General features: G+C 65.2%; 14 protein-coding genes. 12 read left to right on the top strand and 2 right to left on the bottom strand.

Annotated features, from left to right (window positions below):
- Positions 1 to 23: 23 nt before the first annotated feature.
- Together rapA and RSO41_RS09115 are read left to right on the top strand one after the other, a co-directional pair.
- The gene (gene rapA / locus RSO41_RS09120; RefSeq protein ID WP_315618782.1) at positions 24 to 2,957 is read left to right on the top strand and encodes an RNA polymerase-associated protein RapA; all 2,934 of its coding nucleotides are present in this window, start codon (positions 24 to 26) and stop codon (positions 2,955 to 2,957) included.
- Positions 2,958 to 3,093: 136 nt separating this feature from the next.
- Complete coding sequence (locus tag RSO41_RS09115; protein ID WP_315618781.1) at positions 3,094 to 3,567, top strand: nucleoside deaminase; 474 nt, start codon at positions 3,094 to 3,096, stop codon at positions 3,565 to 3,567.
- Between the two features lie 47 nt (positions 3,568 to 3,614).
- On the opposite strand, the gene RSO41_RS09110 is transcribed toward RSO41_RS09115, so the two are convergent.
- Entirely contained in the window at positions 3,615 to 4,523 is a 909-nt protein-coding gene (locus RSO41_RS09110) for a TIGR01777 family oxidoreductase (RefSeq protein ID WP_315618780.1), read from the bottom strand.
- Positions 4,524 to 4,881: 358 nt separating this feature from the next.
- Here RSO41_RS09110 and RSO41_RS09105 point away from each other — a divergent pair, with 358 nt between their 5' ends.
- From RSO41_RS09105 to RSO41_RS09065, 9 genes are all read left to right on the top strand, one after another.
- A complete protein-coding gene (locus RSO41_RS09105; RefSeq protein ID WP_315618779.1) occupies positions 4,882 to 5,250 on the top strand; it encodes a CbiX/SirB N-terminal domain-containing protein in 369 nt (122 codons plus the stop codon).
- Positions 5,251 to 5,333: 83 nt separating this feature from the next.
- Complete coding sequence (locus tag RSO41_RS09100) at positions 5,334 to 6,263, top strand: MerR family transcriptional regulator (RefSeq protein ID WP_315618778.1); 930 nt, start codon at positions 5,334 to 5,336, stop codon at positions 6,261 to 6,263.
- A 55-nt stretch (positions 6,264 to 6,318) separates the two neighbouring features.
- The gene (gene phrB / locus RSO41_RS09095) at positions 6,319 to 7,731 is read left to right on the top strand and encodes a deoxyribodipyrimidine photo-lyase (protein WP_315618777.1); all 1,413 of its coding nucleotides are present in this window, start codon (positions 6,319 to 6,321) and stop codon (positions 7,729 to 7,731) included.
- 25 nt (positions 7,732 to 7,756) lie between these two features.
- Complete coding sequence (locus tag RSO41_RS09090) at positions 7,757 to 8,197, top strand: nuclear transport factor 2 family protein (RefSeq protein WP_315618776.1); 441 nt, start codon at positions 7,757 to 7,759, stop codon at positions 8,195 to 8,197.
- Between the two features lie 65 nt (positions 8,198 to 8,262).
- Positions 8,263 to 9,057 carry an SDR family NAD(P)-dependent oxidoreductase gene (locus RSO41_RS09085; RefSeq protein WP_315618775.1) on the top strand — a complete coding sequence of 265 codons (795 nt, stop codon included), beginning with the start codon at positions 8,263 to 8,265 and terminating at the stop codon, positions 9,055 to 9,057.
- On the top strand, positions 9,054 to 10,361 hold the full coding sequence (locus RSO41_RS09080; RefSeq protein ID WP_315618774.1) for an NAD(P)/FAD-dependent oxidoreductase: 1,308 nt from the start codon (positions 9,054 to 9,056) through the stop codon (positions 10,359 to 10,361). The genes RSO41_RS09085 and RSO41_RS09080 overlap by 4 nt, the downstream gene beginning before the upstream one ends.
- Positions 10,355 to 11,119, top strand: a complete 765-nt coding sequence (locus RSO41_RS09075) for a DUF1365 domain-containing protein (protein ID WP_315618773.1) — start codon at positions 10,355 to 10,357, stop codon at positions 11,117 to 11,119. Before RSO41_RS09080 ends, RSO41_RS09075 begins: the two co-directional genes overlap by 7 nt.
- A complete protein-coding gene (locus tag RSO41_RS09070; protein WP_315618772.1) occupies positions 11,116 to 12,384 on the top strand; it encodes a cyclopropane-fatty-acyl-phospholipid synthase family protein in 1,269 nt (422 codons plus the stop codon). Before RSO41_RS09075 ends, RSO41_RS09070 begins: the two co-directional genes overlap by 4 nt.
- The gene (locus RSO41_RS09065; RefSeq protein WP_315618771.1) at positions 12,381 to 12,890 is read left to right on the top strand and encodes a DUF2878 domain-containing protein; all 510 of its coding nucleotides are present in this window, start codon (positions 12,381 to 12,383) and stop codon (positions 12,888 to 12,890) included. The genes RSO41_RS09070 and RSO41_RS09065 overlap by 4 nt, the downstream gene beginning before the upstream one ends.
- Here the strand turns inward: RSO41_RS09065 and RSO41_RS09060 are convergent.
- Complete coding sequence (locus RSO41_RS09060) at positions 12,840 to 14,711, bottom strand: putative bifunctional diguanylate cyclase/phosphodiesterase (protein WP_315618770.1); 1,872 nt, start codon at positions 14,709 to 14,711, stop codon at positions 12,840 to 12,842. The genes RSO41_RS09065 and RSO41_RS09060 overlap by 51 nt on opposite strands.
- Before the next feature lie 224 nt (positions 14,712 to 14,935).
- Here RSO41_RS09060 and fabA point away from each other — a divergent pair, with 224 nt between their 5' ends.
- Positions 14,936 to 15,451 (top strand): 3-hydroxyacyl-[acyl-carrier-protein] dehydratase FabA, encoded by a 516-nt coding sequence (fabA, locus tag RSO41_RS09055; protein WP_315618769.1) that lies wholly within the window; start codon positions 14,936 to 14,938, stop codon positions 15,449 to 15,451.
- Positions 15,452 to 15,456 lie beyond the last annotated feature (5 nt).

Raw genomic sequence — 15,456 nt, 5'->3', positions numbered from 1 at the left:
GATCCCTAGCATCCCGAGGCACCATGAGCGACTTTTCCCCCGGCCAACGCTGGATCAGCGACGGCGAGGCCGAACTCGGCCTGGGCACCATCCTCAACTGCGATAACCGCAGCGTCACCGTCCTCTTCGGCGCCAGCCAGGAAACCCGCACCTACAGCAATCGGCAGGCTCCCCTGACCCGTGTGGTCTTCGGTAGCGGCGACCGTATCCAGTCCGCCGACGGCTGGCACATGACCGTCGACGACAGCAAGGAAACCCATGGCCTGATCACCTATATCGGCGAGAGTGAGCAGGGCGAGCTCTGCGAGCTGCCCGAGGCCAAGCTCGCCGATACCATGCAGTTCGACCAGGCCAGGGATCGCCTGCTGACCGGCCAGGTCGACCGCAACGACTGGTTCGACCTGCGTTTCAGGACCCTGCATCACCATCACCGCGTCGAACAGAACCCCGCCCTGGGCCTGGCCGGTCCCCGTGTCGACTTGATTCCCCACCAGCTCTACATCGCCGACGAGGTCGCTCGTCGGCCGTCGCCGCGCGTGCTGCTGGCCGATGAAGTCGGGCTGGGCAAGACCATCGAGGCCGGCCTGATCCTGCATCGGCTGCTGCTCACCGGCCGCGCCGAACGCGCGCTGATCCTGGTGCCGGCCAGCCTGACCCATCAGTGGCTGGTGGAGTTGCTGCGCCGCTTCTCGCTGGAGGTCACCCTGCTGGACGAGCAGCAATGCGAGGCTCATGGCGACGCCAATCCCTTCGAGGCCGGCCAGTTGATCCTGGCCAGCCAGGACTGGCTGTTCGCCGACCCGCACCGCCAGGCCCAGGCCGAGGCCTGCGACTGGGACCTGCTGATCGTCGACGAGGCCCATCATCTGGAGTGGTCCGAGGAACGGGTCGGCCCCGGTTATGCCTGTGTGGAACGCCTCGCCGGCAACGTGCCCGGCATGCTGCTGCTGACCGCCACGCCCGAGCAGATGGGCCAGGAGAGCCACTTCACGCGGCTGCGCCTGCTCGACCCGGATCGTTACCACAGCCTGGTCGACTTCCAGGAAGAGGAACGCCACTACATCGAGGTCGCTGAGGCCATCGATGCCCTGGAGCGCCTGCCCGGTCGAGAAGAGGATCATCAGCGGGTCGCCGCGGTCATCCACGAAGGCGACAGCCAGGCCCTGCTGCAGACCCTGGCCTCGACGGAAAGCGACGCGGCACAGCGCGATGCCGCCCGGGATCAGCTGCGCGACCAGTTGCTGGATCGCCATGGCACCGGCCGGGTGATGTTCCGCAACAGCCGGCGCCACGTCGGCGGCTTCCCCGAACGTCGCCTGCATGTCGAACACCTCGAGCCACCCGCCGCCTACCGCCGTGTCCTGCGTCGCCTCGAGCGCGACGAGGACTACCTGGACGAACTGCTCATCGAGAGCGGCCTCGACCACCCCGAGGTGCTCGTCTACCTGGACACCATGTACCAGGCACTCGCCAACGACCCCCTGAATGCCGAGCCCTGGTGGCAGATCGACCCCCGGGTGACCTGGCTGCTCGAACGCCTGACCGACCTCGGCGACGACAAGGTGCTGGTGATCGCCCATGATCGCGAGACCGCCATCGGCCTGTCCGAGGGGCTCCGCGTGCTGGGCGGCATGCATGCCCCGGTGTTCCACGAGGGACTGTCATTGGTGGAACGCGACCGGGCCGCGGCCGCCTTCGCTGACGAGGAAGAGGGCTGCCAGGTGCTGGTGTGCTCGGAGATCGGCTCGGAAGGCCGCAACTTCCAGTTCTGCCATCACCTGGTGATGTTCGACCTGCCGCTGCACCCCGACCAGTTGGAGCAACGCATCGGCCGTCTCGATCGGATCGGCCAGCAGCATCCCATCGAGCTGCATGTGCCGGTGTTCGCGAACAGCCCCGGCGAGCGCCTGCTGCGCTGGTACCGCGACGGCATGGACGCCTTCAGTGCCCCCCATGGCCTCGGCAGTGATATCTACGCCGCCTTCGGCGACGCCCTGGCCGACGCCTTGCTCGATGAAGAAGCGCTCGAAGAAGTCATCGACGAGACCCGGAGTCTCTTCACGTCTCGGTTGGCCGAGCGTGACGCCGGCCGCAATCGGCTGCTGGAGCTCAACGCCTGCCGTCACGAGCGCGCCGAGGCGGTCGCCTCGTCGATCCACGAGCTGGATACCGATCGTGCCCTGCGCCGCTACATCGACCAGGCCCTGGACATCTTCGGCATCGACAGCCAGGACCTGGGCGGCGATATCCAGCTCCTGCAACCCAGCCCGCAGATGCTCGATGGCCTGCCCGGACTGGTCAAGGGCGAGGAAGGCTTCTCGGCGACCTTCTCACGGGAGCGAGCCCTGGCTCGCGACGATGTCCAGCACCTCAGTTGGGAACACCCGCTGACCCGCGAGATGATGGCCCGCATCCTCGAGGGTTCCATGGGCAACACCGCCCTGGCGCTGCTCAAGCATCCCTCGATTCCCGGCGGCCGCCTGATGGCCGAGCTGGTCTTCCGCACCCATTGCCCAGCGCCCAAGCGGCTGCACCTCAACCGCTTCCTGCCGCCCACGGCGGTTCGCGTATTGCTGGACGAGTCCGGCGCCAACCTCACCGACAAGATCTCCTTCAGCGGCTTGTCGAAGAACCTGAACAAGGTCAAGAAGGCGGTGGCTCGCGACCTGATCAAGAGCCGCCACGACCAGCTACGCGAATTGCTCGACCGCGCCGAGACCGAGGCCGAACGCGAACTGCCGAGCATCGTCGAGGCCGCCCAGGACCGCATGCGTACCACCCTCGACGCCGAACTGGCACGACTGGAGGCCCTGGCGCAACGCAACCCCTCGGTGCGCGAGGACGAGCTGACCGCCCTGCGCGACGAACGCGCCACCCTGGATGCCGCCATCGACGCCACCCGGCTGCGCCTCGACGCCGTGCGTGTCATCGTCACCGTGGACCAGGACGACCGCTAGACGGCAAGGCACGAGCGCCGGACCTCACAGGTACGGCGCTTGATGACGTCCGGTCAGGTCCGGATCGACAACTCAACGAGCATCCTTGATATTGATTCGATCATGCCCGCTCCACTCGATCCCGAAGGAGGCCGCCATGCTCGACGATACTGACATGACCCACCTGCGCCGTTGCGTGGCGCTGGCGACCGAGGCGCTCGACCACGGCGACGAGCCCTTCGGCAGCGTGCTGGTCGGCGCCGATGGCGAGGTGCTGGCCGAGGATCGCAACCGCATCGCCGGTGGCGATTCGACGCGACATCCGGAATTTGCCCTGGCGCGCTGGGCGGCCGAGCACCTGCCCCCCGACACCCGTGCCGCCGCCACCGTCTACACCTCCGGCGAGCACTGCCCGATGTGCGCCGCCGCCCATGCCTGGGTCGGTCTGGGGCGTATCGTCTACGCCAGCTCCTCGGCGCAGCTCACCGCCTGGCTGAGTGAATGGGGCATCGCCCCGCCACCGGTGCGGCCGCTGCCGATCCAGGAGATCGCGCCGGATATCGAGGTCGATGGTCCGGCTCCCGGCCTGGACGACGAGGTCAAGGTTCTGCAACGGCGCTGCCACACCTGATCCCCCTTTCACGGCGGAGATCTCTCCCATGTCGCCGGATGACGCCGTTACCCTCGCTCGATGATGTCGTCCAGCGCCTCGGCCAGGGTCGGAAACCGGAAGGTGAAACCCGCCTGTTCGAAGCGCCGAGGGCGCATGTCGGCACCGGTCAGCAACAGCCGCGACATCTCGCCGAACACGCTTTCCAGCAACCAGGCCGGCACGGGCAGCAAGGTGGGCCGTTTCAGGTGCTGCGCCAGCTGCCGCGTGAACTCGGCATTGGTCACCGGTTGCGGCGCACTGCCATTGAAGACGCCCTCGTGGGCTTCGTGTTCGAGCAGGAAGATGATCATCCGGACCAGGTCCTGGCGATGAACCCAGGGCATGAACTGCCGCCCATGTCCAAAGCGGCCTCCCAGGCCGAGACGGAACGGCGGCAACATGCGTTGCAGGGTGCCGCCTCCCTGGTCGAGCACCAGCCCGATGCGCAGGATGGTCAATCGAGTACCGTGTTCCGTGACGTCCTGGGCAGCCTCTTCCCATCGCCGACACAGGCGGTGAGCGAATTCATCATGGGGCGGCGTCTCTTCATCGACCTCCCGATCGCCCTGATCGCCATAGAAGCCCATGGCCGAGCCCGATACCATCACACGGGGCGCCGTTCCCGTCTGCGCTAGCTGCTCGCACAGAGTGACCAGTTCATGGGTGATATTGATCCGGGAATCGATCAGGCGCTCCTTCTGCGTCTCGCTCCACCGCCGAGCGGCAATCGGCTCGCCCGCCAGGTTGACGATGGCATCCGGAGGCGTATCGACGAAATCGAGCGCCGAACGTCGGATATCGGTTCCGCTCGGCAGGCGCTCGCGCACGCGTTCGGGAGTTCGCGACACGACCATCGGCCGATGCCCGCTGTCCTTCAGCAGCGGACAGAGCGCCTGCCCCACGAACCCGCTACCGCCGGTGATCAATACACGCATGGGACTCTCCTTGGTGGCGGTGTGTTATACAGCCTTTGTACACCTCTGTTAGTCTAGCGAGGCACGGTGACGCTTGCATCGCATTCGACACGAAACGCTCCACCTTTCGTTACGACCTTAGGAAACGCTGCATAAATTGGCGAGCGTAGTGAATCGCAAGGCGCACGGAGCACAGAAAGCGAGACATAACAGTTAGTTAGACGAGCTTTCGAGCACCGCGCACAAATTCGCCAGGAGCGAATTTGAACCGTCTTTAGACGGGCCCGCAGGGTAGCCGCCAAGGATGGCGGCTATAGCACAGCGATTTGCACGCGCAGGCATTTAAGCAATGTTTCCCTTACCCGCTGGAGGTTCCATCATGAAAAAGGCCCTGATCCTGATGGCCCACGGCTCGAGCGACCCGCGCTGGCGGGCCCCCTTCGAGCGCGTCTACCAGGCGCTCGACGAGCGACTCGCCACACCGTTGCGACTAGCTTACATGGAACTCAGCGAGCCTTCGCTGGAAACGACCGTCGCCGAGCTGGCCGAGGCCGGCATCGAGCGCGCCGAGATCCTGCCGCTGTTCTTCGCCGCCGGTCGACACCTGCGCAAGGATGTGCCGGCTCAGGTGGAAACCCTCGGCGCTCGGCATCCCGACATCGCCCTGACGCTGCTACCGCCAGTGGGCGAACATCCCGATTTCATCGAGGCGCTGGCGGCGGTGATCGCCGAACATGCGGGAGAATAAGACAAACGAGTTGTACATCATCGGCATTTTGTACAACAATTGCCAAATTCACATGTCATCCATCACCACATCATGAGGCCCGCATGAGCGACAAGGCGAATCCCCCGGGCGACACGCCCCGTTATCCGATTCGCGAGGTCTCGCGTCTGACCGGCGTCAACTCGGTCACCTTGCGGGCCTGGGAGCGCCGCTATGGCCTGTTGCGGCCCCATCGCACCCCCAAGGGGCACCGGCTCTATGCTCGCGAGGATATCGAGCGTGTCGAACGCATCCTCCAGTGGCTGCATCGAGGCGTCCCGGTCAGCCAGGTACGAGAGCTGCTCGAGCAACCCGATTCTCCGGCGAACACCCGCCCCGGTGTCGACGACTGGGCAAGCCAGCGCCAGCAGTTGATCGCCGCTATCGAGGCCCTGGACACCGCTCGACTGGACGACCTGTTCAACCAGGTTCTGGCGCTCTACCCTGCTAATGTCTGCGTCGAGAAGCTCTGGCAGCCGGTCCTCAGCAGCCTGGAAGAGCGCTGGGACGACCGGCTGGGCGCCACCCTGCAGCGTCGGACGCTGGAGGCCTTCCTGCGCACTCGCATCGGCACCCGCCTTTACCATGCCAACCCGCAGGCCGGGCAGACACAGGTCCTCATCGCCCCGCTGCCCGAGGCCGACAGTCCCCTGTGGTGCCTGTTGGCGGCGCTGCTGATCAGCGAACAGGGACACCGTGTTCAACTGCTGGACGCGTCGTTGCCTCTCCAGGAATTGAACCTGGCGGTGGAGCGACTCGGTGCCGACGCTCTGCTGCTGACCAGCGGCAAGGCCGAGAAACTCGACTTGGTGAGGCGCCAGTTGCCCCGCCTCGCCGACCAGTTGGGCGTCCCCCTGGTGCTGTGTGGCCCGGTCGCGCGCATTCGGGCAACAGATCTCGCGGAGACTCGGGTCACCACCCTGGGCGATGACCTCCCTGCCGCCGCGTCACGGCTGAATGCCCTGCTGACCCAGACCTCGCACGAAGGGGCCTGAACCAGACCCCGTCCGGCCCCATGGCCATGCCGCCCCCTGAAACCGGGAGCCCTCGATGACACCCAGCCTGATCTGGTTTCGCAACGATCTTCGCGTGCACGACAATACCGCCCTGTCCGCCGCGGCCTCGGAAGGCCCTGTGGTCGCCGTCTTCCTGCGCAGCACGGCGCAATGGCGCGAGCATGGTCATGGCGCCAGCAAGCTGGACTTCTGGCACCGAGGCGTCCTGGCCCTGCGGGATGCCCTGCACGGGTTAGGCATCCCCCTGTTGCACCGCGATATCGACGACTTCGCCAGCGCCCCCGACGTCCTGCTGGCAGTGGCTCGCGAGACCGGCGCCCGTCGCCTGCACTTCAATCGCGAATACCCGCTCAACGAAGCCCGGCGCGATATCAGCGTCACATCCGCCTTCGACAACGCCGGGCTCACCGCTGTCGGACACCATGATGGCGTGGCCTTTGCCCCGGGGGAGTTGCTCACCGGCAAGGGCGATTTTTATGGCATCTTCACGCCTTTCGCCAAGGCCTGGCATCGCCAGCTGACGCCCGAACGCCTCGCACTGCGCGATACGCCCGGGATACAGGGCCGCCCGCCCACCGACAGCGACCCGGCCCCCGAGCCCCCGAGACTCGACCGCTCTCCCGCCGCTCCGGGAGACTGGCCAGCCGGGGAGGACGCCGCCGCCGATCGCCTGGAGCGTTTCCTGCGCTTTCGCGGTCGACATTACGCCGGGCGCCGGGACTTCCCCGCCGAATCCGGTACCAGTGCCCTTTCTCCCTATCTGGCACTGGGCATGATATCGCATCGCCAATGCATGCAGGCGGTGCTCGCCGAGAACGACGGGGGACTCGCCGAGGGCGATGCCGGCCTCACAACCTGGGTCGGCGAACTGATCTGGCGAGAGTTCTATCAGCACGTGGCGGTCGGCTTTCCCGACGTATGCCGCCACCGCGCCTTCCAGACGCACACCGAGGCGCTGCCATGGCGGGACGACCAGGCCGGCTTGCAGGCCTGGCAGGAAGGCCGCACCGGTTACCCGCTGGTCGATGCCGCCATGCGCCAGTTGTGTGCCACCGGCTGGATGCACAACCGACTGCGCATGGTGACCGCCATGTTTCTCGCCAAGCACCTGCTCATCGACTGGCGCAAGGGGGAAGCCTTCTTCATGGAACACCTGGTCGATGGCGAGTTCGCTGCCAACAACGGCGGCTGGCAATGGGCGGCCTCCACCGGTACCGATGCCGTACCCTATTTCCGGATCTTCAACCCCACGACCCAGTCGCGTCGCTTCGACCCCGACGGGCGCTTCATCGCCAACTGGGTACCGGAACTGGCCGACCTGCCCGCCAAGGACCGACATGACCCCTCGCCCGAGCAGCGCGCGGCCAGAGACTACCCGGCACCGGTCGTCGAACATCGCACCGCTCGCGCCAGGGCACTCGAGGCCTTCAAGGGCCTGACACGCTGACACCATTCGCTCGAGGTGGCTCGCCATGATCCAGGATCCCCAGTTGGCCGAGTTCTGTGACGTCTTCCATAAGCTGGACAAACATTGTACAAATAAGCTGTACAAGGCTTACACTGATGACATCGAATTTCGTGACCCACTGCATCGGATAACGGGAATAACGGCGCTACAACAGTACTTTTCTGCTTTGTACGAAAACGTCACAGAGTGTCGCTTCACGTTCCATGAAGGACAGCGGCTAGGCGACGACGCCTTCCTGGTATGGACGATGTCGTTGAAGCACCCGCGCCTGGCAGGAGGCAAGCGCATCGATGTCGAAGGCTGTTCGCGCCTGGTCTTCGCAGACGATGCCTCCGGCAGAGTATGCCGCCACCGCGACTACTTCGATGTCGGCGAACTGCTCTACGAGCACCTGCCGCTACTGGGGCCGACGATACGCCTGATAAAGCGGCGCGCAGGAGACTGAAACCGGCACCACGTCTCCAACGTACCCATGAAATACCCCCACGGGATCTGCGACAGGAGACGGACATGTCGTCATTGCCACCGCGGCGACGCATATGGTTGACCGGCGCCACATCCGGCATCGGGCTTGCCCTGGCCCGACGCCTGCTCGAACAGGGCCACCGGGTGGCCTTGAGCGCTCGGCGCGAGACCGAGCTGGCAGACCTGGCGGCCGGATACGACAACGCCCTGACACTGCCTCTGGACATCACCGATCATGACGCGGTGCAGGCAGCCGGACGCCGCCTGGACGCGGTTTTCGGCGCCCTGGACCTGGTGATCCTCAACGCCGGCACCTGTGAGTATCTGGACGCCCGTCATTTCGACACCGCCCTGATCGAGCGGGTCTTCACGACGAACCTCTTCGGCACCCTGTATGGCGTGGAGGCCGCTCTGCCCTTGCTGCGACGCGCACGTGCGGAAGGCGGCCATCCTCTTCTGGCCGCCACCTCCAGCGCCGCCGCCTATCTACCGCTTCCCCGCGCCGAGGCTTACGGGGCCTCCAAGGCGGCACTCAGCCACTTCCTCGAGTCGCTTCGCCTCGACCTGCACCGCGAAGGCATCGGCGTCAGCATCATCCATCCCGGCTTCGTCGCAACGCCCCTGACCGACCGCAACGACTTTCCCATGCCCATGCGAGTCAATGTCGAGACCGCCGCCGACGCCATCCTTCGTGGGCTCGACGCCAGACGGCTGGATGTCCACTTCCCGCGTCGTTTCACGCTGCTGCTGAAGCTGCTGGGCCGCCTGCCGTCGCGACTGCGCTATCGTCTGGGGCTGCGCCTGACCCGCGATGACGATACGGGAGAGCAACACCCATGACGCTGCGCGATGCCACACCCGCGGACCAACGCATTGCCGTGGTCGGCAGCGGCATCGCCGGTATGGCCGCCGCCTGGTACCTGTCCCGCCGCCACTCGGTCACGCTGTTCGAGGCCGATTCACGACTCGGTGGACACACCGCCACCGTCGATGTCGACTTCGACGGACACACCCATGCGATCGACACCGGTTTCATTGTCTTCAACGATCGGACCTACCCGCATTTCCAGCGATTGCTGAAGGCACTGGAGGTGTCGATTCAACCTACCGAGATGAGCTTCTCGGTCCACGAGACCCGCCGGGACTTCGAATATAACGGGCATACCCTGAATACCCTCTTCGCCCAACGGCGCAACGCCCTGCGCCCCGCCTTCCTCGGATTGCTGCGCGACATCTTGCGCTTCAACCGCCAGTCATCACGGGATCTGGCCACCGCACGATTGCCCGCGGACTTGACCCTCGGCGACTACCTGGAGGCCAACGGGTACGGTGCCGATTTCCAGCGCCGTTATCTGCTGCCGATGGGGGCGGCGATCTGGTCGGCCAGCATCGAGGACCTGCGCCGTTTTCCGCTGTCCTTCTTCGTGCGCTTCTTCCACCACCACGGCCTGCTGTCGGTGAATGACCGCCCCCAGTGGTACACCTTGACGGGCGGTTCGCGCTGCTACATACCGGCGCTTACGGCCCCCTATGCCAGGCGCATCCACCTCGATACACCAGTCCTCGGGCTGCGTCGTGATGCCCGGGGCGTCCGGCTGCGCACCCCACAGGGGGACACGACCTTCGACCAGGTCGTGCTGGCATGCCACGCCGACCAGGCCCTGGCACTACTCGAGGATGCCCGGCCAGCCGAACGGGATGTCCTCGGCGCCATGCCTTACCAGGACAACAGCGTGGTGCTGCATACCGATACGCGCTTGCTGCCACGTCGCCGACGTGCCTGGGCCAGCTGGAACTATCGACTGGACGAACGCGGCGACCAGGCGCGGACGTCGGTGACATACAACATGAACATCCTGCAGCGCCTCACGTCACCGCACACCTTCTGCGTCACGCTGAACGACGACGCCGATATCGCACCGGACCGGGTCATCGGACGTTACACCTATGCCCACCCGCGTTTCACCCTGACCGGCCAGGCCGCTCAGCACCGCCATGCCGAGATCTCCGGCACGGCCTGGCGCACCCACTTCTGCGGTGCCTACTGGCGCAACGGTTTCCACGAAGACGGCGTCTGGAGCGCTTTGCGCGTGGCCAGGGCCATGGGCGTAGAAGAGCCCACGCTCGGAGGGCCGATATGCTGACCGCACCGCGATCCCGACTCTATCGAGGCTGGGTACGGCATCGCCGCTTCGTCCCCCGCCCTCATGCCTTCCATTATCGACTGTGGATGGCCTGGCTCGACCTCGATGAGCTCCCCGAGCTCTTCGACGGTGTACCCGGCTTCAGCGCGCGACGACCGGCCTTGGTGCGTTTTCGGCGTGCGGACTACCTGGCCCCTTCCGAGCCGTCATTGAAACAGGCCGTACGGGAGGAGCTGCGCCGCCAGCTCGGAGAGATACCGCCAGGCCGGATCTGCCTGCTCACCCAGCTGCGCACGCTCGGGGTGGGCTTCAATCCCATTTCACTGTATTACGCCTTCGATGCCGATGATCGGCTGTGCGCCGTGCTCGGCGAGGTGACCAACACGCCCTGGCGGGATCGCACCACTTATGCCTGCGCCGTCGACCCTGAGCGCCATGGCCATCGGGCGGTCTTCACCAAGGCCATGCATGTTTCTCCTTTCCTGCCGATGGATATGCAGTATCAATGGCGCTTCAACACCCCGGGGGATGCCTTGAACCTGCACATGGATATCTGGCAGGGCGGCACCCGTCACCTCGACGCCACCCTGGCACTTCACGCACGACCGGCGACCCGCCGAGCACTGCTCGCCACTCTGGCCCGGCACCCCTTGATGCCCCTGAAGACCCTGGCCGGCATTCATCTCGAGGCACTGCGCCTGTGGCTGAAACGCATCCCATCGTATTCCCGTTCCCACCATGAGGAGACTCCCCCGTGAATACGCCTCGCTCCCTCGACGTCAACAGCCTGAAACACAAGGAATATCGAGTGTCGCGCTGGTGTCGGTCGCGCCTCATCCCCCAGCTGGCGCGCCTGGAAGGTGGTCGCCTCACGCTCATCGAGGGCACGCAATGCCAGCACCTGGGGCAGGCAGGTGAGCGTTGTGCCACTCTCCGGATACACCACCCGCGTGCCTGGCGACGTTTCGCGCTGGGGGGCACCATCGGGGCGGCCGAAGCGTATATGGATGGCGACTGGGATACCGACGACCTGGTGACCCTGGTACGCCTGCTGGCCGCCAACCTGGAGCGGGTCAATGGTGGCCTTGAGAACGGTACGGCGTCTCTCGGCCGGTGGCTGTTGCGCCTCGCCAATGGCTTGCGGCGCAATACGCTCGGCGGGGCGCGTCGCCACATCGCCGCTCATTACGACATCGGCAACGATCTCTTCGCGACCTTCCTCGACCGCCATCACTGGATGTATTCCAGCGCCGTCTTCCCGCATCCCGACGCCAGCCTGGAGTGTGCGTCGACCCACAAGCTCGACCTATTGCTCGACAGGCTCGATGTTCAGCCGCACCACCGACTTCTGGAAATCGGCACCGGCTGGGGCGGGCTCGCCATCCACGCCGCTCGCACCCGGGGTTGCCATGTCACCACGACCACCATTTCCGAAGAGCAGTATGCCCACACGGCCCGGCGCCTGGCCGAGGAAGGGCTGACGGATCGCGTCACCCTGCTCAAGCAAGACTACCGGGAGCTGACGGGTCGTTATGACCGGCTGGTCTCGGTGGAAATGATCGAGGCCGTTGGCCGCCAGTACCTGGATACCTACCTGGCCACCCTGGACCGCCTGCTGACCGATGATGGCCTCGCCATGCTCCAGGCCATCACCATCCGCGACCAACGCTTCGAGGCGGCGAGTCGCGAAATGGATTTCATCAAGCGCTACATCTTCCCCGGCGGCTTCCTGCCTTCCCACCATGCCATCCTCGAGAGTCTCGCCCGACGCACCTCGATGAACCTGCTGGCGCTGGATGAGATAGGCCTGCACTACGCCAGAACTCTGCGCGAGTGGCGTCATCGCTTCGAGGCCAATATCGAGACGGTCCGTCGCCTGGGCTATGACGAGCGATTCATCCGCATGTGGCGTTATTATCTGGGTTACTGCGAGGGGGGCTTCCTGGAACGCACCATCGGCACCTGCCAACTGCTGCTGGCCAAGCCAGGGGCACGCCCTTCCCCGCTGACGGGGGCGCCGTGAACTGGCGCCTCATGGCCAACCTGGCCGGTTTTCAGCTCGGCTGGTTCGCCTGTGTCCTCGGCGGAAGCGAGGTCGGCCTGGCAGTGGTCGCCGTGCTGATGGCCGCACACCTGCGCTGGCTGGCACGGCCCGGTGAGTGGCGATGGTTGGCGGGATTTGCGGTTGCCGGCCTGGTCATCGACGGTGGACTGGTACTGGCCGGCGGCTTCGGCTTCACCTCGTCCGACCTTCGACTCGGCCCCCTGCCTCTCTGGCTGTGGCTCCTCTGGCCACTATTCGGCGGGGTGGTGCAGCATGGTCTGGCGTGGCTCTGGCGGCATCCCTGGCTGGCCATGCTCTGCGGCGCCACCGGAGCCCCCCTCTCCTACTATACCGGGGCGCGGTTGGCGGGCGTGAGCCTGGCCCCCTGGCTTCTGATCGCGGAAGCCCTGGTCTGGCTGCTGCTGTGCCGTTGGCTATGCCATCGCCTCGGCGGGCGAGTTCGCCCCCTTCGGTCGAGCCACTGAGCGCGAGGCGTCGCGCCAGCCTGCCTCCAGCGTCTCCACCGTCAGCGGCCGAGCATAGAGGAATCCCTGCACCTGCCCACAACCGGCTCTCAGCAAGAAATCCCGCTGTGCCTCGGTTTCCACCCCTTCGGCGACCACATCGAGAGATAGCCCTTGTGCCATGGCCATCACCGCACCGACGATGGCGGCGTCAGCGCGATCATCAGGAAGCGCCCGCACAAAGGTGCGGTCGAGCTTGAGCTTGTCCAGCGGCAACTGCTTGAGGTAGCCGAGTGATGAATACCCCGTCCCGAAGTCATCGATCGCGACCGGGTGACCACGCTCCCGCAGGCCTTCCAGGCGTGGCGCGATATCGCCGGCCCGCTCATCGAGCAGGACCGACTCGGTGAGTTCGAGGCCCAGCATGCTGGCCGGGATACGATGGCGCGCCAACCCGGACGACAGCGCTGCCTCAAGGTCACCCTGGAACAACTGCAGGGCAGAGATGTTGATCCAGACCGGTACGGTCGGCATGCCCTGATCCCGCCAATGCGCCAGCTGTGCCAGTGCCTGGTCGATCACCCAGTTGCCCAGCGAGGCCATCAGGCCATGGCGCTCAGCCAGCGGAATGAAATCCCCGGGCGAAATCAGGCCATCCTGGGGATGGCGCCAGCGCAGCAGGGCCTCGAGCCCGATCATTTCGCTATCATGGAGGCGGTACTGGGGCTGGTAATGCAATTCCAGCTGCCCGCCGGTCGCCAAGGCATTGCGCAGCTCGTTGACCATGCCGAGCTGTGGGCTGTCCTGGACATCCAGCGCCGGACGGAACCGCTGGGCATGATTGCGCCCATTGCGCTTGGCAGTGAAAAGCGCCGACTCCAGCCGCTGGAACAAGACACTTGCCCCCTGGCCATCCTCTGGCGCTCGACAGCTGCCGATGGTCACTCCGAGCCGCAGAGAGTGGCGATCGAGCTCGAAGGGCTCGCCCAGGTGGGACTGGAGCCCCGAGACCCAGCTATCATGGTCATCGAAGGTCGTGGTGCGGATGACCATGAACTCATCTCCTCCCAGGCGCCCCACTATGCCTCCGGCCACATGCCCCGCCAGTCGCCGGCCGATACGCGCCAGCAACCGATCGCCGAGCTCGACGCCGAGGCCATCGTTGACGGCCTTGAAGCCATCGATATCGATGATCGCCATGTCCAGGCTCTCCCCGGCCAGCAAATGGCGAATTCGCGACCCCAGCAGGTCGTGCAGACGCCGGCGATTGGGCAAGCCGGTCAGCGGGTCCTCGAAGCCGATGCGGCGCAGGTCACGATCGCGGGCCTTGCGGGTGGAGATGTCGGAAAACAGACAGACATGGTGGCGGACCCGCCCACGCGAGTCGGTGATGGCCTTGAGCTTCAGCCATTCGGGATATTCATCGCCTTGCTTACGGCGGTGCCAGACCTCTCCCTCCCAGAGGCCGCTGGCCTGCACCGTCTGCCATAGTCGCTCGAAGAAGGCCTTGTCGTGCCGAGGGGCGGCCAGCGATGTGGCATTGAGGCCGTTCACCTCCTCGGGGGTATAGCCGGTAATCTGTGTGAAAGCAGGATTGACGGTCAGGATGCGGTGCTCGGCATCGGTGACGATCATGCCTTCTTCGGTCAATGCCAGGGCTTCTCGGCCGAGCGCTTCTCGTCGCTGTGAAACACGCACCTGCCGCCAGGCATCCCATATGCCGAGACCGATCAAGGACACGGCCCCCAGTCGCAACGGGATGCCGGGAGCCCAGGGGGTCATCAGCAGTGCTGCCACGGCAAGCCATGGCAGCGGTCGATTCAAGGTGAAAACAGGCCACATAGTCTCGGCGCCGACTGTCTGATGAATGTCGCCTCCGGTGTCAAACCGATGGCATGCTATGGTTATCGACCGCAAAGCGAATCACTGTACCCCAAGGCAAGGGGAAAAGCTCAATGCCCGCTCGGCGTGCATTCGACGAACGCGAACAGTAGACTAGGCGGTGCCGCCTGGCGGTCGCATGCCGTAAAACGGCATACAGTAATCTCGACTCTCGGAACGATTCAGTGACCAAGCAACATTCCTTTGATCGCGAAGCACTGCTGGCATGCAGCCGTGGCGAGTTGTTCGGCCCCGGCAACGCCCAATTGCCGGCGCCCAACATGCTGATGCTCGATCGCATCACGCACATCCATGAAGCGGGTGGCGAACACGGCAAGGGCGAACTGATCGCCGAGCTGGATATTCACCCGGACCTGTGGTTCTTCGACTGCCATTTTCCCGGCGACCCCGTGATGCCGGGTTGTCTTGGCCTCGATGCCATGTGGCAGCTCGTCGGCTTCTATCTGGGCTGGCTGGGCCATCCCGGTCGAGGGCGCGCGCTAGGCTGCGGAGAGGTCAAGTTCACCGGCCAGATCCTGCCCGAGGCCCAAAAGGTCACCTACCATATCAATATCAAGCGCATCATCACCCGGCGCCTGATCCTCGGCATGGCCGACGGCACCGTCTCCGTCGATGGCCGCGACATCTATCAGGCCAACGACCTTCGTGTCGGCCTGTTCACCTCCACCGCGAATTTCTGAACAGG

It is taken from the genome of Halomonas sp. I1, from assembly GCF_032334135.1.
In the GTDB taxonomy this organism is placed as follows: domain Bacteria; phylum Pseudomonadota; class Gammaproteobacteria; order Pseudomonadales; family Halomonadaceae; genus Halomonas.
The sequence above is the reverse complement of the archived record's forward strand: the minus strand, read 5'-3'. Positions and strand labels throughout refer to the sequence as shown.